The sequence below is a fragment of the Streptomyces koelreuteriae genome (assembly GCF_018604545.1).
GTDB classification, from domain to species: Bacteria; Actinomycetota; Actinomycetes; order Streptomycetales; family Streptomycetaceae; genus Streptomyces; species Streptomyces koelreuteriae.
In genome coordinates, this window is sequence record NZ_CP075896.1 from 3,154,093 (window position 1) to 3,171,974 (window position 17,882).

The following is a 17,882-nucleotide window of genomic DNA, read 5'->3' on the forward strand; positions in this document are numbered from 1 at the left end:
TCATGACATGAGTGAGCCGGTTGTGGAATCCATGGCCGAGGTCCGCAGTCACCTCGCCGACGTGATCGACCGCGCCCGCCGCGACAAGACACCGACGATCATCACCCGGCGCGGCAAGCGGGAAGCCGTCGTGATCGACATCGAGGAGTACCAGCGGCTGCGCCAGCTCGCCGAGGACGCCGAAGAGGCATGGCTCAACCGGCTGGCCGACGAAGCCGAGTCCGAAGGCACCGACGGGTCGGTCTCACTCGAAGAGATGGCCGCCCTGCTCCGCGACCAGCAGCACTGATCCGCATGGGGTACGTCACGCGCTTCACCCCGCACGCCCAGCGGGACATGCTCAAGATCCCGCGCCCTGATGCCCTGCGCATCCTGTACCGCTTGACCGAACTCCAGAAGGCGATGGATGCGGGGGAGACGGCGGCCTTTGATGTGAAGGCACTCCGAGGGCACAACGCCCGGTGGCGACTCAGGGTCGGTGACTACCGGGTCGTCTACACCGTCGAGGACGGTCGAGTCGTCGTGTGGGTCCTGACCGTGGGCAACCGGCGGGAGGTCTACCGTCAAGTTCCCTGAGGCGTCAGCGCCCGCACGGTCTGCGCCGGACTGCCCGAAGATCACCCCCGACTAGCCCGACGCTGTCGCCCGCCGCCCCGACAGACGGCCGCTGTGGAGGCGGCGTCGTACCTGGTGAGCGGGGGTGTGGCTGCGGGACCCACTGCGGGAGGCCGTGCAGAGACACTGATCGCGTGGCTCGGCGGGCAGAAGTCCGTCGCCGCCGCGGCCAAGCGCGCGGCCGGGGTGCGCGGCGACCTGGACCACTTCGGCGCCCTCGGGTTCCTCCAGGGACCGCTGGCCGTCCTGCGGGACTGCGGCCGCCCCGGGCTGCTGCTCGTGCTCGATGAGGTGGAGACCCTGCAGCGAGTGCGTGGCGACGTACGTGCGAAGTCCCTCGACGCGCTGCGCCAGTTCCTCGACGAGATCGACGCGGGCCGGTTTCCCGGACTCTTCCTCGTCATCACCGGCCCCCCGCCTGCTACGTCGGCAGCAGGGCGTGCGGCGCCTCGCAACCCCTCGCCCAGCGGCTGGCGACCGGCTTCACCACCGACCCGCGCTTCGCCTCCCCGCGCGCGGTACAGCTTCGGCTGAGTGGCTTCGGCCTGGCCTCCCTCGGCGAACTCGGCCGCAAGGGTGCGGGAGGTGTACGCGGCGACGGCCAGACATCCCGAGCGTGTCGCCTACCGCGGCGCTAGTCGCCACCGCCACCACCGCCGTCACCACCTCCGTCACCACCTCCGCCTCCGTCGCCGCCGTCCCCGCCGTCGCTGCCCCAGCCGTCGCCGCCGCCGGGTTCGTTGTCGTCGCGGTCCCTGCCGAGGTTGCTGAACCAGGGGCGCTCCCAGAGGTCGTCGCCCGTGTCCCGGCGGGAGTTCACGGCGCGGAACCTGGCCAGGCCCGTGGTGTCGCCGAGGCCGAAGGACACCGCGACCGCGTGGGCCATGACGGCGTCCAGGGGGTCGGGGCTCTCGTGGTGGACTTCGGCCAGCGGCAGCAGCACCGTGCCGGGCGGGGGGCCGGGCCACCGCGAGGGGCGGATCAGCAGCGCAACCCGCCGGTCGTCGCGCAGCAGCCACGAGCTCTCCGCGTTCTCCCGGCCCAGTGTCCACCGCCGGTCGGGCAGGCGGATCTCGACCCTGCTCTTGGACTTGCGCATCTTCTTGCGGAGTTCGAGCCGTGCGGCGAGGTCACCGACGGTCATGACCAGGCCGCCCGTCCGGTCGGCGGTGTCGGGGCGGTAGCCGTACGGTGCCCGCAGCCGTACGGCGGGGGCGCCCGGGCCCCAGACGTCCACGCGGACCAGGCGCCGGTCCACGGCGACAGCGACCCGGCCGGCGGGAGCCGGCGCGTACCGCCGGGCGATCCACAACGGTACGCCCTCCGCCTGCGCCCGCGCGGCGAGGGCGGCCACGTGCTCGGGCCCGCCGCACCTGCGCACGGCCAGTTCGCCGAGCGCGTGGGCGAAGTCGGCGGTCCGGCGCACCTTCAGGGGCGTGGTCGTGCCGGTGACGCGGGTGACCGGGACGAAGCCTGGGCCCTGCGCCAGCGATTCCAGGGGGCGTTCGCAGCCACCGCCGCCGAGCCATCGCCCGCGCAGGTACGCCTCGGCCATGGCGGCGAGGTTCAGCTCGTCCAGCGGTGTGGTCCGGCCGCCTCTGCGCAACCGGTCCTCGGTGAGTTCCGCGGTGCGCGCCAGCGGATTGCGGGACCGTTCCTGATAGAGCGCCTGGCTCATCGACACCCCCTTCTGTTCCGGTGTCTAGGAGGCCGTCGACCGCCGCCGCGGTTCCCTGAGCGGTGGAGGGAACGGTGAGGGCCCGGCACCCCGTTTCCGGGGTGCCGGGCCCTCACTCAGGATCTGGCGACCTCAGGTCGTCAGTGGGAGTGGCCGTGGCCGTGGCCCGCGGCGGCCGGCTCCTCCTCTTCCTTCTTCTCGACGACCAGGGTCTCGGTCGTGAGGAGGAGGGAGGCGATGGAGGCGGCGTTCTCCAGGGCGGAGCGCGTGACCTTGACCGGGTCGATGACGCCGGCCTTGACCAGGTCGCCGTACTCGCCGGTCGCGGCGTTGAAGCCCTGGCCCTTGTCGAGCTCGGCGACCTTGGAGGTGATGACGTAGCCCTCCAGGCCGGCGTTCTCGGCGATCCAGCGCAGCGGCTCGACGGCGGCCTTGCGGACGACGGCGACACCGGTGGCCTCGTCGCCGGTCTTGCCGAGGTTGCCCTCGAGGACCTTCACGGCGTGGACGAGCGCGGAGCCACCACCGGAGACGATGCCCTCCTCGACCGCGGCGCGGGTCGCGGAGATGGCGTCCTCCAGACGGTGCTTGCGCTCCTTGAGCTCGACCTCGGTGGCGGCACCCACGCGGATGACGCACACGCCGCCGGCCAGCTTCGCGAGGCGCTCCTGGAGCTTCTCGCGGTCCCAGTCGGAGTCGGTGGACTCGATCTCGGCCTTGATCTGGGCGACGCGGCCCTGCACGTCGTCCTTGTTGCCGGCGCCGTCGACGACCGTGGTGTCGTCCTTGGTGACGGTGATGCGGCGGGCGGAGCCGAGGACGTCCAGGCCGACCTGGTCGAGCTTGAGGCCGACCTCCTCGGAGACGACCGTGGCGCCGGTGAGGACCGCGAGGTCCTGCAGCATCGCCTTGCGGCGGTCGCCGAAGCCGGGGGCCTTCACGGCGACGGCGTTGAAGGTGCCGCGGATCTTGTTCACGACGAGGGTGGACAGCGCCTCGCCGTCGACGTCCTCGGCGATGATCAGCAGCGGCTTGGAGGCGTTGGCCTGGATGACCTTCTCCAGCAGCGGCAGCAGGTCCGCGATGGCGGAGATCTTGCCCTGCGTGATGAGGACGTACGGGTCGTCCAGGACGGCTTCCATGCGCTCCTGGTCCGTCACGAAGTACGGCGACAGGTAGCCCTTGTCGAAGGCCATGCCCTCGGTGAAGTCCAGCTCCAGACCGAAGGTGTTGGACTCCTCGACGGTGATGACACCGTCCTTGCCGACCTTGTCCATGGCCTCGGCGATGAGCTCGCCGACCTGCTGGTCCTGGGCGGACAGCGCGGCGACGGCGGCGATGTCGGACTTCTCGTCGATCGGGCGGGCCGTGGCGAGGAGGTCCTCGGAGACGGCGGCGACGGCGGCGTCGATGCCCTTCTTCAGGGCGGCCGGGGAGGCACCGGCGGCGACGTTCTTCAGGCCCTCGCGCACGAGCGCCTGGGCGAGCACGGTCGCGGTGGTCGTACCGTCACCCGCGATGTCGTTGGTCTTGGTCGCCACCTCCTTGACCAGCTGGGCACCGAGGTTCTCGTACGGGTCCTCGACCTCTACCTCACGGGCGATGGTCACACCGTCGTTGGTGATGGTGGGGGCGCCGAACTTCTTGTCGATGACGACGTTGCGGCCCTTGGGGCCGATCGTCACCTTGACCGTGTCGGCAAGCTTGTTGACGCCGCGCTCGAGGGCGCGACGGGCGTCCTCGTCGAACTTCAGGATCTTCGCCATGGGAGCGGTTCAGCCCTCTCGGAAAACGTGGGTGAAACGAACTGCGCCCCCGACGCCCGGCTTCATAAGGTCGCGGGGGCCAGGGGCGCAGTTCACTGCAATGCTGGTAATGCGGGGTGAATTACTTCTCGACGATCGCGAGCACGTCGCGAGCCGAGAGGACGAGGTACTCCTCGCCGTTGTACTTCACCTCGGTGCCGCCGTACTTGCTGTAGAGCACGACATCGCCGACGGAGACGTCGAGCGGAAGACGGTTACCGTCCTCGAAGCGGCCCGGGCCCACGGCCAGGACGACGCCCTCCTGGGGCTTCTCCTTGGCGGTGTCCGGGATGACCAGGCCAGAGGCGGTGGTCTGCTCGGCGTCGAGCGGCTGGACCACGATGCGGTCCTCGAGCGGCTTGATGGCAACCTTGGAGCTGGTGGTCGTCACGATCCGACCTCCCCCTTCGGAGATCTCACGGGGTTAACTGTCTGAGGTGGCGACCAGGTGGATCCGTCGTCGCGGGTGCCGGACCTGCCCGTCGCTGTGTTGGCACTCTCCAGTGGGGAGTGCCAGAGCCGAGACTATGACCGCGATTAGCACTCGGTCAAGCGGACTGCTAATTGCCGGCGGCGCGTCGGCCGGGTTCCGGTGTCGGCGTACGTCCGTGCAGGTGCTCGGCGTCCGTGTCCTGGCCCTCCGGGGGCTGCCGCCCCCAGACCCCCGCATCGGCCTGAACGGCCTCGTCCTCAAGCGCCGGACGGGCTGGGTGTCCCCGCAGGGCCGCGTCGGGAGTCAGAGGTAATCCTCCAGCCGCCCCACCCGCAGCCCTCTTCCCTCGATCTCCCTCAGCAGTCGCACGGTCCGTGCCGTCGGTGACAGGGACTCCGTCGGGGTCGACGGCACGGAGATGATGTCGCCGGGGTGAAGGCGCGGCTCGCCGTGGGGGTACGTCAGTTCGCCGTCGGCGGACAGGGACGCGCGCCAGAGCACGAGCGCCGTGATGCCGCAGTCGGCGGCGGCGCGCAGGGTCGCCCGGTCGTACGTGCCGTAGGGCGGGCGGAAGAGGTGGGGGCGGATGCCGAAGCGGGAGCGGAGTTTGTGCTGCTGGCCGCAGATCTCGGCGCGCTGGCCGGCGTAGGGCAGACCGCGCAGGGCCGGGTGGTCGAGGGTGTGGTTCTGGAGGGAGACGCCGACCGCGCGCAGCCGGGCGAGCCGGCCGTAGCCGGGGCCCGCGACGCTGTCCGTGAGGAACAGGGTGACCGGGAGCCGCCGTTCGCGGACGAGGCCGGCGAAGGCGGGGTCGCGTTCGATGCCGTCGTCGTAGGTGAGGAAGACGACGGGGTCGCGGGTGCGGACCCGGTCCACGACGGGCGGCAGGCGGGCCGGACGCGCGAGGGGCCCGGCCGCGGGGGTCGGGTCCTGACCCCGGCCGTCCGTTCCCGCCCGCTCCCCCGCCGGCCCGCCGCACCCCGCCAGCAGGAGCAGGCCCGCGCACAGCGCGGCGGCGGCCGGGCACCGCGTCACAGGTAGTCCTCCAGCCGGCCCACCGCGTATCCCTCGGTCGTGACCTTGTTCAGGAAGCGGCGGATCATGTCGGGCATCGCGCCCTTCCACTGCTCACGGCCCCGGAAGTGGCTGAGGACGATGTCGCCGGGGCGCAGCCGCCGGTCCGCCTCGCGGTACTCCCAGTGGTCGACGAAGACCTCCGCGTTCCACAGGGGGACGTGGTCGATGCCGCAGGCCTTGGCGGCGCGCAGGGTCGCCCGGTCGTAACTGCCGAAGGGCGGGCGGAAGAGGGTGGGGCGGGTGCCGTAGCGCCTCTCGATGAAGCGCTGCATGCCGCAGATCTCGCGCCGCTGCCCGCGGTACGACAGACCCGGCATGTAGCGGTGCCAGAGGGTGTGGTTGTTCAGGACCGTGCCCCTGGACTGCATCTGCCGGAAGTAGCGGTCGTCGTCCTTGACCAGATAGCCGCTGAGGAAGGCGGTGTACGGGACGTCCAGGTCGCTCATCATCCGCAGGAACGCCGGGTCCTTCTCGGCGCCGTCGTCGATGGTGAGGAAGACGACCTTGTCCCGGGTGGGGATCGTGGTGAAGACGGGCGGGAGGTCCAGCTCCCGGTGGCCGTCCACCGCGAAGCCCTTGCGGGTCCTGATCCTGGGCTTCTTCCCGGGAGCCGGCGGCGCCACCAGCGGGACCCTGCGCAGCCCCCAGCGGTGCGCCGCGGCGATGCGGGCGGCGTGCGCGGCGCGCAGTTTGGTGGCGTAGGAGTCGAGCGCGCGGGCCGGGGGCGCGTCGAGAGGCTGCTGGCCGCCGGCCGGGGCGACCTGGCCGCCGTCGGGCTGGGCGCAGCCCGAGGCGATGACGGCGAGGGCGAGCACGACAAGGCCGATGCGTGCTCCGCCCGTTGCCCGCCTTTTGTCATTTTGTACGACTGCTCGCATGATGCCGGATCCTCGCAGCCCACCCCTGTGAACCCGCCCCGACACCGCGACCGACGGCACCGCCGTCCTCCGACTGGCCCACATCCGCCCCGGCCCGCCGCCCCCGCCGCTCCGTGGCCGACAATGATCCGGTGAACGACCTCGCCCTCCTCCTCACCCCCGAAGGCCGCGCCCTCCTCGACGAGGTGCGGGACACCGATCCGGCGAAGGAGCTGGCCGTGGCGACGCGGCTGCGCCGGGAGCACCCCGCCGAGCTGGTGTCGGCGGCGCTGGGCCAGGCGCGGCTGCGGCAGCGGGCGGCGGTGAAGTTCGGGGCCGAGGACGCGGGGCGGATGTTCTTCACGCCGAACGGGGTGGAGCAGTCGACCCGGGCGAGTGTGGCGGCGTACCGCGCCCGGCGGATGACGGACCTGGGGATCGCCTCCGTCGCCGACCTGTGCTCCGGCATCGGCGGGGACGCGATCGCGCTGGCCCGCGCCGGGATCCGGGTCCTGGCCGTGGACCGGGACCCGATGACGGCCGCGGCGGCGCGGGCGAACGCCGACGCGCTGGGGCTGGCCGACCTGATCGAGGTGCGGGAGGCCGATGTCACCGAAGTGGACACGGCCGGGTACGACGCCGTCTTCGTCGACCCGGCCCGGCGCGGCGGCCGGGGCCGGATCTTCGACCCCGAGGCCTACTCACCGCCCCTGTCCTGGGCGGTGTCGGCCGCCCGCCGGGCACCACGCGCCGCCGCGCTGAAGATCGCCCCCGGCATCCCGCACGAGGCGGTGCCCGAGGACGCCGAGGCCGAGTGGATCTCCGACGGCGGCGACGTGAAGGAGGCGGTGCTGTGGTTCGGCACCGAGCCGGGAGCGGTACGGGCCACCCTGCTGCCGGGCCCCCGCACCCTGCTCTCGCGCGGCCTGCCCGACCCGGAGGTCCGCCCGCCCGGCCGCTACCTGTACGAGCCCGACGGCGCCGTCATCCGGTCCCATCTGGTCTCCGAGGTGGCCGACCGGGTCGACGGCGGCCTCCTCGACGCGACCATCGCGTACGTCACGGCCGACGCCCTGCGTCCGACGCCGTACGCCACCGCCTACGAGATCACCGACCACATCCCCTTCAACGTCAAGAAGCTCAAAGCCCTGCTGAGGGAACGTCAGGTCGGCACCCTCACCGTCAAGAAGCGAGGCTCGGCGGTCGAGCCGGAGGAGCTCCGCAAGAAGGTCAAGCCGCAGGGCCCGCACGCGGCCACGGTGTTCCTGACCCGGGTGGCGGGGGCACCGGCGATGCTCATCGGGCACCCCGCGTAGCCGAGACACCGTCAGGACTGCTCCGCCGCCCGGCGCAACAGCAGCTCCCGCTCCCTTTCGTTGCGCGTCAGCGACGCCGCCCGTTCGAACTCGGCCCGGGCCTCCGTCGTACGCCCCAGCCGGGAGAGAAGGTCGGCCCGGACGCTGGGGAGCAGGTGGTAGTCGCGCAGGGCCGGGTCGTCGGTCAGGGCGTCGACGAGGGGCAGGGCCTCGGACGGGCCCTCGGCCATGGAGACGGCCACCGCGCGGTTCAGCTCCACCACCGGGGAGGGTGAGCGGGCGGCCAGGAGCCCGTACAGGACGGCGATGCGCGGCCAGTCGGTCTCCTCGTAGCTGTAGGCGTGCGCGTGGCAGGCGGCGATGGCGCCTTGCAGGAGGTACGGGCCCGGGGCGCCGGAGGAGGCGGCCTCGGCTCTGCCCAGCGCGGCCACGCCACGGGCGATGAGCATGCGGTTCCAGCGGGCCCGGTTCTGTTCCTTGAGGAGGACGGGTTCGCCGGAGGGGCCGGTCCGGGCCGCCGTACGGGACGCCTGGAACTCCAGGAGCGCGGTCAGGCCGTGCACCTCGGGTTCCTTCGGCATGAGGGAGGAGAGCACCCGGGCGAGGCGCAGGGCGTCCTCGCACAGGGACGGGCGGAGCCAGTCGTCGCCGGCCGTGGCGGCGTAGCCCTCGTTGAAGATGAGATAGATGACGTCGAGGACGGAGCCGAGACGGGCCTCGCGGTCGGGGCCGTAGGGCACCTCGAAGGCGATGTTCCGGGTCGCCAGGGTGCGTTTCGCGCGGACGATGCGTTGCGCGACGGTCGGTTCCGGGACCAGGAAGGCGCGGGCGATCTCGGCCGTGGTGAGGCCGCCGAGGAGGCGCAGGGTGAGGGCCGTGCGGGCCTCGGTGGACAGCACCGGGTGGCAGGCGGTGAAGACCAGGCGGAGCAGGTCGTCGTCGATGTCGTCGGGGTCGGCGGGTTCCTGAGGCGCGGCCTCGTCCGGAAGGCTCCGGCCGATCTCCGCCAGCTTGCGGGCGTAGTTCTCCCGGCGGCGGACCAGGTCGACGGCGCGATTGCGGGCGGTGGCCATGAGCCAGGCGCCCGGGTTGTCGGGGACGCCGTCCCGGGGCCACTGCTCCAGCGCGGCGACCAGGGCGTCCTGCGCGAGTTCCTCGGCGATGCCGACGTCCCGGACGATCCGGGTGACGCCGGCGATGATGCGGGGCGACTCGATGCGGAAGACCGTCTCGATGGCCGTGCCGGTGCCGCTCGGGTCCGGGGTGGGCTGCGCTGTCACAGCCCACCATCAGACACCCTCGGCGGCACCCGGCCAAGCAGCGCCGGTCAGTCCTCGGCGATCTGCCGGACCTCGGCGGTGATCGTCCAGTAGTCCTCGTGCGTGGACAGGAACCGCTTGGTCCACTCGATCGCCTCGGCCTTGTCCTTGCACTGGCTGATCGAGTAGCCGCCGATGACCTCCTTGGACTCGGTGAACGGCCCGTCGGTGACGGACAGCTGCCCGCCCTCCCAGGTCACCCGGCTGCCCTCGGAGGTCGGGGTGAGCCCGGCCGTGTCGAGCATGACCCCGGCCTTGGTGATCTCCTCCAGGAGCGCGCCCATCCGCTCCATGAGCTCGGGGCTCGGGCCCTCGGCGGGCGCGTTCTTCTCGTCGATGCGGATCAGGGTGAGAAAGCGCGGCATGGTGACTCCCCGGGGTCTTCGCAGCGGGGGCTTTCCCCGCTCTCACCCCTGCGTCGATCGGGAGGGCCCGGGATCGACACGGTCGCCGCGTTTTCTTCGAGATTCTTTTCCGGATCCCTTCCCGGTTCGCGTTTACGCAGGTCAGCGCAGTGACTCCCACAGCTTCTCCGCCGCGGGCTCCTCGGCCACCACCCGGTTGGGGTCCGACGGTGCCCGCACCACCGGCATCGTCACCGTCCGCACCTCGCTCGCCTTCAGGCCCTTGAGGCTCTGCCCGAACCGGGTCAGATCGGTCAGGGAGTCCAGGCCGGTGTCGGTGGTGAGTCCGGCGGTCACCGCGTCGGCGACCCGGTACAGCTTCGCCGGGTCGGTGAGCAGGTTCTGTGCGGCGATCTGTTCCAGCAGTGCCTTCACCAGCGTGTGCTGGAGGCCGATGCGGCCGAGGTCGCTGCCGTCGCCGATGCCGTGCCGGGTGCGGGCGAGCGCGAGGGCCCGGTCGCCGTCCAGATGGTGGGTGCCCGCCTTCAGACGCAGATGGCTGTGGTCGTCGGCGATGTCCTCCTCGGTGGTGACGGTGACACCGCCGAGCGCGTCCACCAGCTTCTCGAAGCCGGAGAAGTCGACCTCGATGTAGTGGTCCATGCGGACGCCGGTGAGCGACTCGACCGTCTTCACGGCACAGACCGGACCGCCCACCGCGTACGCGCTGTTGAACATGGAGTGGTAGGCCACCGCCGTCGAACCGCCCAAGGAGCGGGGGCAGGACGGGCGGGTGACCAGGGTGTCGCGCGGGATGCTCACCACCGTCGCGCTGGTCCGCCCGGCGTCGAGGTGGACGACCATCGCCGTGTCGGAGCGGGCACCCGTGCTGTCGCCGCCCCCGATCCTCTGGTTCTGCTCGCCGCTGCGCGAGTCGGAGCCCAGGACCAGGATGTTGAGCGCGCCGCTGGGCAGGGCGGACGCCGAGGGCGACGGCACGCTCACCGGCCTCGGCGGGCGGTTGTCGCCGAGCGCGTTGTCGATGTCGACGCTCTTGATGTTGCTGTCGAGATGCCAGTAGGCCCAGCCCGCCGCCGCGGCGGCCAGCGTCAGCAGGGCCGCCAGGGTGAGGCCGGCGGTCCGCAGCGCGGTCGACCGCCGGCCCGTGCCTCTGCTCTCGTCCCCGTTCGCCTCGTGTCCCGTCACGGCAGGAACGTAAGTCCGAATTATTACCGGCAGGGCCCTCGCCGCGCCTTTTCTTCGGAAATTCTCAGACTTCATGGGCCGTACGGGCCCAAGCGTCGACCGCCGAGGGGACGACCGAGCCCGATCTCGGCGAACTCCTCGCCGCCTACGAAACTTTCGGCGGGTCAACCGATTGACTTCGGAGGAGTGCGGAGACGCGCGCTCCACCCGTCAATGCGTCAACTTCCGGCCAGCGGCGCCGCCGTGCTGCTGCGCACCACCAGGCTCGTCGCCAGCTCGACCCGGGTCGCCGCCGGGGTGCCCTCCTCGCGGCCGAGGTCCAGGACCAGCTTGGCCGCGGCCTCGGCCATCTCCGTCAGCGGCTGCCGTACGGTCGTCAGCGGCGGCCCGACCAGCGGCGCCACCGGCAGATCGTCGAACCCGACCACGCTCAGGTCCTCGGGGATGCGCAGCCCCAGTTCGCGCGCGGCCTCGTACAGCCCGAGCGCCTGGAGGTCGTTCCCGGCGAAGACGGCGGTCGGCCGGTCCGGGCGGCGCAGCAGCTCCAGACCCCGCCGGTAGCCGGCCTCGTGGTGGAAGTCGCCGTCCGCGATCAGCCCGGGGTCCACCGGCAGCCCGGCCGTCTCCAGGGCGGCCCGGTAGCCGTCGACCCGGGCGCGGCTGCACATCATCTGCGAGGGCCCGGTGATCGCGCCGATCCTGCGGTGCCCCAGCTCGACCAGGTGCCGGGTGGCCGCGAGACCGCCCTGCCAGTTGGTCGCGCCGATCGACGGCACATCGGCGCCCGGGTCGCCGGCCGGGTCCATCACCACGAACGGGATGGAGCGGCTGGTCAGCAGCGCCCGCTGCGAGGCGTCGAGCCCGGACAGCACGAGGACGACGCCGTGCGGGCGGCGCGCGGCGACCTGGTCGGCCCAGGTCCGCCCGGGGGTGAGCCTTCCTGCGCTCTCCGACAGCACCACGCTCAGCCCGGCGTCCCGGGCCACGTTCTCCACGCCCCGGATGACCTCCATCGCCCAGGCGCTCTCCAGCTCGTGGAAGACCAGGTCGATCAGGGGCGAGCGGGTCGCCTCGGCCCGGCGGCGCCGGTAGCCGTGCGCGCGCAGCAGGTCCTCGACACGGGCCCGGGTGGCCGGGGCGACATCGGCACGGCCGTTCAGGACCTTCGAAACAGTCGGCGCCGACACACCGGCCTCACGGGCGATCTCCGCGAGCGTCGCGGTCTGCGCGGTGCGCCCCTGGGTCCGGTTCTGCGTCCGGGTTTGCGGCCGGCCTTCGGCGGGCTCCGGGGAAGTCATGGCGGCGATCGTAACCCTGCGGGCCCCCTTGACGAAGTCCTCGTGGCGCCATAGGTTCCCGGAACATTCGGAATGCATAACGAAACATTCGTAGATACGTTCGCGAGAAACGCTCGTCAGCACCGTTCGTGAGAGGGCCGTCCGTCCACCCGACAGGAGCTTCATGACCACCGTGCCCTGGCGTGACCCCGCGCTGCCCGCCGCCGCCCGCGTCGACGACCTGCTCTCCCGGATGACCCTGGAGGAGAAGACCGCCCAGCTGTACGGCGTGTGGGTGGGCGCCTCGACGGACGGCGACGGGGTCGCTCCGCATCAGCACGACATGAGCGTGGACCATGACTGGGACGAGCTGATCACGCGCGGCCTGGGCCAGCTCACGCGCTCCTTCGGCACCGCCCCCGTGGACCCGGCGCTCGGCGTGCGTGCCCTGGCCCGCGCCCAGCGCCGGATCACCGAGGCCGGCCGCTTCGGCATCCCGGCGATCGCGCACGAGGAGTGCCTGGCCGGCTTCACCGCCTGGCAGGCCACGGCCTACCCGGTGCCGCTGGCCTGGGGCGCGACCTGGGATCCCCCGCTGGTCGAGGAGATGGCCCGCCGGATCGGCGACGACCTGCGCTCGGCCGGTGTCCACCAGGGCCTCGCGCCCGTGCTGGACGTCGTACGCGATCCGCGCTGGGGCCGGGTGGAGGAGACCATCGGCGAGGACCCGTACCTGGTCGGGACGGTCGGCTCGGCCTATGTGCGGGGCCTGGAGTCGGCCGGGGTCGTCGCCACACTCAAGCACTTCGCCGGGTACGCGTCCTCGGCGGGCGCCCGCAATCTGGCGCCGGTACGGGCCGGTGTCCGCGAGTTCGCGGACGTCACGCTCCCGCCCTTCGAGATGGCGCTGCGCGAGGGCGGGGCGCGTTCGGTGATGGCCGCCTACACCGAGCGGGACGGCGTCCCGGCCTCGGCGGACCCCGAGCTGCTGACCGGGCTCCTGCGCGAGGAGTGGGGCTTCACCGGCACGGTCGTCGCCGACTACTTCGGCATCGGCTTCCTCCAGACCCTGCACCGCGTCGCCGGCACCCCGGCCGAGGCGGCCCACGCGGCCCTCGAAGCGGGCATCGACGTCGAACTGCCCACCCTCAAGTGCTACGGCGATCCGCTGCCGGCCGCCGTCCGGTCAGGCCTCGTGCCCGAGGACCTCGTGGACCGCGCGGCCCGCCGCGTCCTGCTCCAGAAGTGCGAACTGGGCCTGCTGGACGAGGACTGGACCCCGGAGCCGGCCACCGAGGTGAACCTGGACTCCACGGGCAACCGCATCCTCGCCCGCCGTCTGGCCGAGGAGTCGGTGGTCCTGCTCGACAACCCCGACGGCCTGCTCCCGCTGGCCCCCGACACCCGGATCGCGGTGGTCGGCCCCCGGGCCGCCGACGCCCTGGCCATGCTGGGCTGCTACTCCTTCCCGTCCCATGTCCTCACCCACCACCCCGAGGTGCCGACCGGCATCGAGATCCCGACCGTCCTCGACGCCCTGCGCACCGAACTCCCCGACGCCAAGGTGACGTTCGCACAAGGGTGCGAGGTGACCGGCCCGGACACCTCGGGCTTCGAGGAGGCCATCGCCCGCACCGCCGAGGCGGACGTGTGCGTGGCGGTCCTCGGCGACCGGGCGGGCCTGTTCGGCCGGGGCACCTCGGGCGAGGGCTGCGACGCGACGGACCTCGGCCTGCCGGGCGCCCAGGGCGAGTTGCTGGACGCGCTGATCGCCACCGGCGTGCCCGTGGTCCTGGTCCTGCTGACCGGCCGTCCGTACGCCCTCGGCCGCTGGCACGGGCGCCTGGGGGCCGTCGTCCAGGCCTTCTTCCCGGGGGAGGAGGGCGGCCCGGCGGTCGCGGGTGTGCTGTCGGGCCGTGTGAACCCGTCGGGCCGGCTCCCCGTGAGCGTCCCTCAGGTCCCCGGCGGCCAGCCCTGGACGTATCTCCAGCCGCCGCTGGGCCTCGCGGGCGAGGTCAGCAACCTCGACCCGACCCCGCTGTACGCCTTCGGCCACGGCCGCTCGTACACGGCGTTCGCCTGGGAGGGCAGCGCCCCCGATCCGGTCGAGATCGGCACGGACGGCTCGTACGACGTGTCGGTGACCGTCCGCAACACGGGCGAGCGCGAAGGCGCGGAGGTCGTCCAGCTGTATCTGCACGACCCGGTGGCGTCCGTGACCCGCCCCGACATGCGGCTGATCGGCTACCAGCGGGTGACGGCGGCCCCGGGCGAGGCGGTCCGGGTGACGTTCCGCTTCCACGCGGACCTGTCGTCCTTCACCGACCGCGCGGGCCGGCGGGTGGTCGAGCCGGGCGCCCTGGAACTGCGGCTGGCCGCATCGAGCGCGGACGTACGGCACACCGCGCGCATCGCTCTGACGGGCCCGGTCCGGCTGCTCGGCACCGACCGGCGGCTGCGCTGCGACACGGAGGTCACCGGCGTGGAGTGACCGGCCCGCTCAGTCCACGCCCAGCGACTCGAACCGCCACCGGTGCACCGCCCGGGTCACCAACTCCCCGTCCGGCTCCGGCAGTTCCGGCAGCTCGGCGTCGTACGGGGCGTCCCACCAGGTGAGGACGAGGACCCGGTCCTGGGGAGCGCGCAGGGTCTCCCGGCGCAGCGGCTCGCGGGGCAGCTCCTGGGTGCGGGCCCAGGCCAGCAGCTCCTCGCCGCGCCCGGGCACGGCCCGCGCCTCCCACATCAGGGCGACCGTCACGGGTAGAGGTTCTCCTTGCTGACCTCGTGCACATGGTCGTGGCCGTGGTGGTGGCCGTGCTCGTGCTCCGTGCCCGGCACATGAGGCTCCGTCACCGGCAGTGAGGAGTCGGCCGGCAGGTCCCAGCTCGACGCGGCCCGGTTGCGGGCCACCATCTCGGCGCCGAGCGCGGCGACCATCGCGCCGTTGTCCGTGCACAGCTTGGGCTGCGGCACCCTCAGCCGGATCCCGGCGGCCTCGCAGCGCTCCTGGGCGAGGGCGCGCAGCCGGGAGTTGGCGGCCACACCGCCGCCGATCATCAGGTGGTCGACGCCCTCGTCCTTGCAGGCCCGGACGGCCTTGCGGGTCAGCACGTCGACGACCGCCTCCTGGAAGGAGGCCGAGACGTCCCGCACCGGGACCTCCTCCCCCGACGCCCGCTTGGCCTCGATCCAGCGGGCCACGGCCGTCTTCAGCCCCGAGAAGGAGAAGTCGTAGGCCGGATCGCGCGGGCCGGTCAGGCCGCGCGGGAAGGTGATCGCGTTCGGGTCGCCCTCGCGCGCGTAGCGGTCGATGACCGGGCCGCCGGGGAAGCCCAGGTTCAGCACGCGGGCGATCTTGTCGAAGGCCTCGCCCGCCGCGTCGTCGATGGTCGCGCCCATCGGGCGGACGTCGGAGGTGATGTCCGAGGAGAGCAGCAGCGAGGAGTGGCCGCCGGAGACCAGCAGCGCCATGGTCGGCTCGGGCAGCGGGCCGTGCTCCAGCTGGTCCACGCAGATGTGCGAGGCGAGGTGGTTGACGCCGTACAGGGGCTTGCCGAGCGCGTAGGCATAGGCCTTCGCGGCCGAGACGCCGACCAGCAGGGCACCGGCGAGGCCGGGACCGGCCGTGACGGCGATGCCGTCGAGGTCGCGGGCGCTGACGCCCGCCTCCTTCAGCGCGCGGTCGATGGTGGGGACCATCGCCTCCAGGTGGGCGCGGCTCGCGACCTCCGGAACGACGCCGCCGAAGCGGGCGTGCTCGTCGACGCTGGAGGCGATGGCGTCGGCCAGCAGGGTGGTGCCGCGGACGATGCCGACGCCGGTCTCGTCGCAGGAGGTCTCGATGCCGAGGACGAGGGGTTCGTCAGCCATTGATCTCGGTTCCTTGTACGGAAGTTGAAGGGTCGGTGAGGCGCATCACCAGGGCGTCCACGTTCCCGGGCTGGTAGTAGCCGCGCCGGAAGCCGATGGGCTCGAAGCCGAAGCGCTCGTAGAGCTTCTGCGCGCGGACGTTGTCGACGCGGCACTCCAGCATCACCTCGGCGCACTCGAAGGCGGTCGCCGCGCGCAACAGCTCGGCCAGCAGCAGCCCGCCGAGGCCGGTGCCCCACAGGTCCCGGGCGACGGCGATGGTCTGGACGTCGCCCTGCTCACCGGTGGCGACGAGTCCGGCGTACCCGGTGATCCGGCCGCCGTCCTCGGCGACCACGTACCGCCTGGTCGCCTCCGGCCCGCGCGAATGGGCCAGTTCGGACCAGAACATGCCGCGCGACCAGGCGTCCTCGGGAAACAGGTTCCGTTCCAGTTCGAGCACGGGGTCGATGTCCCACCAGCGCATCTCGCGCAGCGCACACATCACGGGTTCGGTCACTTGGGGGTGACCACCTTGTAGTTCTTGGGCACCTGGGCGTCCGGGCGGCGCAGATACAGCGGCCGGGGCGCGGGGAACTCCTCGCCCGCGGCCAGCTTCTCGGCGGCCAGCCGGGCGAGGGCGGCGGCGGAGACGTGCTCCGGCTCGTGCGCCTTGGGGAAGGTGTCCGGGTAGAGCAGCGCGCCCGCGCCGACCGCGGGCAGGCCCTCCACCTGCTCGGCGATGTCGGCGGGCCGGTCGACGGCCGGGTCGGTGAGGCGGGTGCGGGAGTCGGCGTAGCGCGCCCAGTACACCTCCTTGCGGCGGGCGTCGGTCGCCACGACGAACGGGCCCTGAAGGTCGGCGGCGAAGGCGAGGCCGTCCAGCGTGCACACGCCGTGCACGGGGACGCCGAGCGCCAGCCCGAAGGTCTCGGCGGTCATCAGCCCGACGCGCAGCCCGGTGTACGGGCCCGGACCGATGCCGGCGACGATCCCGGTGACGGCGTCCAGCTTCAGACCGGCCTCGGCGAGCACGCGGTCGATCGCCGGCAGCAACAGTTCCCCGTGCCGCCGCGCGTCCACCTGACTCGACGAGGCGATGACGTCGCGGCCGTCGTGCAGCGCGACGGTGACGGCGGGTGTGGCGGTATCCAGAGCGAGCAAGAGCACGCAAACAGCCTACGGCTCCCCGGGGCCGGTGTCGGACGCCAGCTCCGGCCGAGCCGGACGCCCGTGCGTGCCCTGCGTGCCCGGCGCGGTGCGGCACCGAGGACGTCCGACACGGGCCCCCGGCCCGGCCCGGCCGCACCTGCCGGGCCGTCACCTGCTGCTACCGTCACCTACCGTCACGGCAGGGACGTACGACGCGGAGGTGGTCGCCGGTGGCAGTCAGCAGCTCGGGAATCGTTGCCGGGCTCACCGCCGCCGCCCTCGCGACGGTCGGCTATCTGGCCTACCAGGCGTCGGCGACCGTCCCGGCCGGTCTGGGCAAGCCGCAGGCGGGCGCCTCACCGACGGCCGGCGCGTCGAAGGCACCCCGGACCAAGAAGGACTCCTCCGCGCTGCCCGGCGGCTCCGGCCAGGGCGCCCGGGTCGTGTACTCCCTGAGCGGCGACCGGGTGTGGCTGGTCGGCACGGACGAGGTGGTCACCCGCACGTTCGAGGTCGACCCGAGCGCGGTGGATCCGGCCCCGGGCAGCTACTCGGTGACGTCCCGCTCGAACGCGATCACCGGCTCCGACGGCATCCCCGTCGAGCACGTCGTGCGCTTCACCAGCGTGGACGGCGTGGTCATCGGCTTCAGCGCGGCCGTGCCCGGCTCGACGGCCGCCCCCGACCCGAAGGTCCGCACGGGCGGCATCCGCGAGTCACGCGTGAACGGCGACGCGATGTGGACGTTCGCGACGATCGGCCGCAAGATCGTCGTGGTCCGCTAGGCCGCTTCGCGGTGGTGCGGGGCCCGTTCCGAGAACTCCGGCTCGGGAGCGCGCGGGGGCGTGGAGACCAGGGCCGCCGCCTCGCCGGCCGCCAGCAGGTCACGCATGGACACCCCGGCGACCGCGAACGGCTGCGGCTGCCCCTTGCTCTCTGTAGCCGACATGGAAG

Annotated in this window: 19 protein-coding genes and 1 pseudogene; 6 read left to right on the forward strand and 14 right to left on the reverse strand. The window is 72.6% G+C overall.

Features of this window, described 5'->3' with window-relative positions:
• Positions 1 to 7: 7 nt before the first annotated feature.
• The 3 genes and pseudogenes from KJK29_RS13830 to KJK29_RS38805 all read left to right on the forward strand — a co-directional run.
• Positions 8 to 289 carry a type II toxin-antitoxin system Phd/YefM family antitoxin gene (locus KJK29_RS13830; RefSeq protein WP_251057782.1) on the forward strand — a complete coding sequence of 94 codons (282 nt, stop codon included), beginning with the start codon at positions 8 to 10 and terminating at the stop codon, positions 287 to 289.
• Between the two features lie 5 nt (positions 290 to 294).
• Positions 295 to 576 (forward strand): type II toxin-antitoxin system RelE family toxin, encoded by a 282-nt coding sequence (locus KJK29_RS13835; RefSeq protein WP_215119363.1) that lies wholly within the window; start codon positions 295 to 297, stop codon positions 574 to 576.
• 51 nt (positions 577 to 627) lie between these two features.
• Positions 628 to 1,236: pseudogene (locus KJK29_RS38805) on the forward strand (BREX system ATP-binding domain-containing protein); the annotation flags it as partial.
• Between the two features lie 13 nt (positions 1,237 to 1,249).
• Here KJK29_RS38805 and KJK29_RS38810 read toward each other — a convergent pair.
• The 5 genes from KJK29_RS38810 to KJK29_RS13860 form a co-directional block, all read right to left on the reverse strand.
• Positions 1,250 to 2,293 carry a hypothetical protein gene (locus tag KJK29_RS38810; protein WP_251057783.1) on the reverse strand — a complete coding sequence of 348 codons (1,044 nt, stop codon included), beginning with the start codon at positions 2,291 to 2,293 and terminating at the stop codon, positions 1,250 to 1,252.
• Between the two features lie 140 nt (positions 2,294 to 2,433).
• On the reverse strand, positions 2,434 to 4,059 hold the full coding sequence (gene groL / locus KJK29_RS13845) for a chaperonin GroEL (RefSeq protein ID WP_215119365.1): 1,626 nt from the start codon (positions 4,057 to 4,059) through the stop codon (positions 2,434 to 2,436).
• Between the two features lie 121 nt (positions 4,060 to 4,180).
• Positions 4,181 to 4,489 (reverse strand): co-chaperone GroES, encoded by a 309-nt coding sequence (groES, locus tag KJK29_RS13850; protein ID WP_003974211.1) that lies wholly within the window; start codon positions 4,487 to 4,489, stop codon positions 4,181 to 4,183.
• A 345-nt stretch (positions 4,490 to 4,834) separates the two neighbouring features.
• Entirely contained in the window at positions 4,835 to 5,566 is a 732-nt protein-coding gene (locus KJK29_RS13855) for a polysaccharide deacetylase family protein (RefSeq protein WP_251057784.1), read from the reverse strand.
• Positions 5,563 to 6,486, reverse strand: coding sequence for a polysaccharide deacetylase family protein (locus tag KJK29_RS13860; RefSeq protein WP_215119367.1), 924 nt, complete (start codon positions 6,484 to 6,486; stop codon positions 5,563 to 5,565). The genes KJK29_RS13855 and KJK29_RS13860 overlap by 4 nt, the downstream gene beginning before the upstream one ends.
• Before the next feature lie 131 nt (positions 6,487 to 6,617).
• On the opposite strand from KJK29_RS13860, the gene KJK29_RS13865 reads away from it, so the two are divergent.
• Positions 6,618 to 7,781, forward strand: coding sequence for a class I SAM-dependent methyltransferase (locus KJK29_RS13865; protein ID WP_215119368.1), 1,164 nt, complete (start codon positions 6,618 to 6,620; stop codon positions 7,779 to 7,781).
• 11 nt (positions 7,782 to 7,792) lie between these two features.
• Here the strand turns inward: KJK29_RS13865 and KJK29_RS13870 are convergent, their stop codons facing one another.
• The 4 genes from KJK29_RS13870 to KJK29_RS13885 all read right to left on the reverse strand — a co-directional run bounded on the left by KJK29_RS13870 (position 7,793) and on the right by KJK29_RS13885 (position 11,948).
• Positions 7,793 to 9,061: an RNA polymerase sigma factor gene (locus tag KJK29_RS13870; protein ID WP_215119370.1), complete on the reverse strand. Its 1,269-nt coding sequence runs from the start codon at positions 9,059 to 9,061 to the stop codon at positions 7,793 to 7,795.
• Between the two features lie 47 nt (positions 9,062 to 9,108).
• A complete protein-coding gene (locus KJK29_RS13875) occupies positions 9,109 to 9,465 on the reverse strand; it encodes a YciI family protein (protein ID WP_215119371.1) in 357 nt (118 codons plus the stop codon).
• Positions 9,466 to 9,606: 141 nt separating this feature from the next.
• The gene (locus KJK29_RS13880; protein WP_251057785.1) at positions 9,607 to 10,650 is read right to left on the reverse strand and encodes an LCP family protein; all 1,044 of its coding nucleotides are present in this window, start codon (positions 10,648 to 10,650) and stop codon (positions 9,607 to 9,609) included.
• A gap of 218 nt (positions 10,651 to 10,868) precedes the next feature.
• Positions 10,869 to 11,948, reverse strand: coding sequence for a LacI family DNA-binding transcriptional regulator (locus tag KJK29_RS13885; protein WP_215119375.1), 1,080 nt, complete (start codon positions 11,946 to 11,948; stop codon positions 10,869 to 10,871).
• 163 nt (positions 11,949 to 12,111) lie between these two features.
• On the opposite strand from KJK29_RS13885, the gene KJK29_RS13890 reads away from it, so the two are divergent.
• Entirely contained in the window at positions 12,112 to 14,418 is a 2,307-nt protein-coding gene (locus KJK29_RS13890; protein ID WP_215119377.1) for a beta-xylosidase/alpha-l-arabinosidase, read from the forward strand.
• Between the two features lie 9 nt (positions 14,419 to 14,427).
• Here the strand turns inward: KJK29_RS13890 and KJK29_RS13895 are convergent, their stop codons facing one another.
• Genes KJK29_RS13895 through tsaB form a run of 4 tightly spaced genes read right to left on the reverse strand, consistent with a single transcriptional unit; the run spans position 14,428 to position 16,946 of the window.
• Positions 14,428 to 14,685, reverse strand: a complete 258-nt coding sequence (locus KJK29_RS13895; protein WP_215119383.1) for a hypothetical protein — start codon at positions 14,683 to 14,685, stop codon at positions 14,428 to 14,430.
• Positions 14,682 to 15,797 (reverse strand): tRNA (adenosine(37)-N6)-threonylcarbamoyltransferase complex transferase subunit TsaD, encoded by a 1,116-nt coding sequence (tsaD, locus tag KJK29_RS13900; RefSeq protein WP_215119384.1) that lies wholly within the window; start codon positions 15,795 to 15,797, stop codon positions 14,682 to 14,684. The genes KJK29_RS13895 and tsaD overlap by 4 nt, the downstream gene beginning before the upstream one ends.
• Positions 15,790 to 16,281, reverse strand: coding sequence for a ribosomal protein S18-alanine N-acetyltransferase (gene rimI / locus KJK29_RS13905; protein ID WP_215124270.1), 492 nt, complete (start codon positions 16,279 to 16,281; stop codon positions 15,790 to 15,792). The genes tsaD and rimI overlap by 8 nt, the downstream gene beginning before the upstream one ends.
• Positions 16,282 to 16,292: 11 nt before the next feature.
• A complete protein-coding gene (gene tsaB, locus KJK29_RS13910; RefSeq protein ID WP_215119385.1) occupies positions 16,293 to 16,946 on the reverse strand; it encodes a tRNA (adenosine(37)-N6)-threonylcarbamoyltransferase complex dimerization subunit type 1 TsaB in 654 nt (217 codons plus the stop codon).
• A 212-nt stretch (positions 16,947 to 17,158) separates the two neighbouring features.
• Between tsaB and KJK29_RS13915 the strand changes: the two genes are divergently transcribed.
• Positions 17,159 to 17,713 (forward strand): hypothetical protein, encoded by a 555-nt coding sequence (locus tag KJK29_RS13915; protein WP_215119386.1) that lies wholly within the window; start codon positions 17,159 to 17,161, stop codon positions 17,711 to 17,713.
• On the opposite strand, the gene KJK29_RS13920 is transcribed toward KJK29_RS13915, so the two are convergent.
• Positions 17,710 to 17,877 carry a hypothetical protein gene (locus tag KJK29_RS13920; protein ID WP_215119392.1) on the reverse strand — a complete coding sequence of 56 codons (168 nt, stop codon included), beginning with the start codon at positions 17,875 to 17,877 and terminating at the stop codon, positions 17,710 to 17,712. The two genes, KJK29_RS13915 and KJK29_RS13920, sit on opposite strands and share 4 nt — an antisense overlap.
• Positions 17,878 to 17,882: the final 5 nt, after the last annotated feature.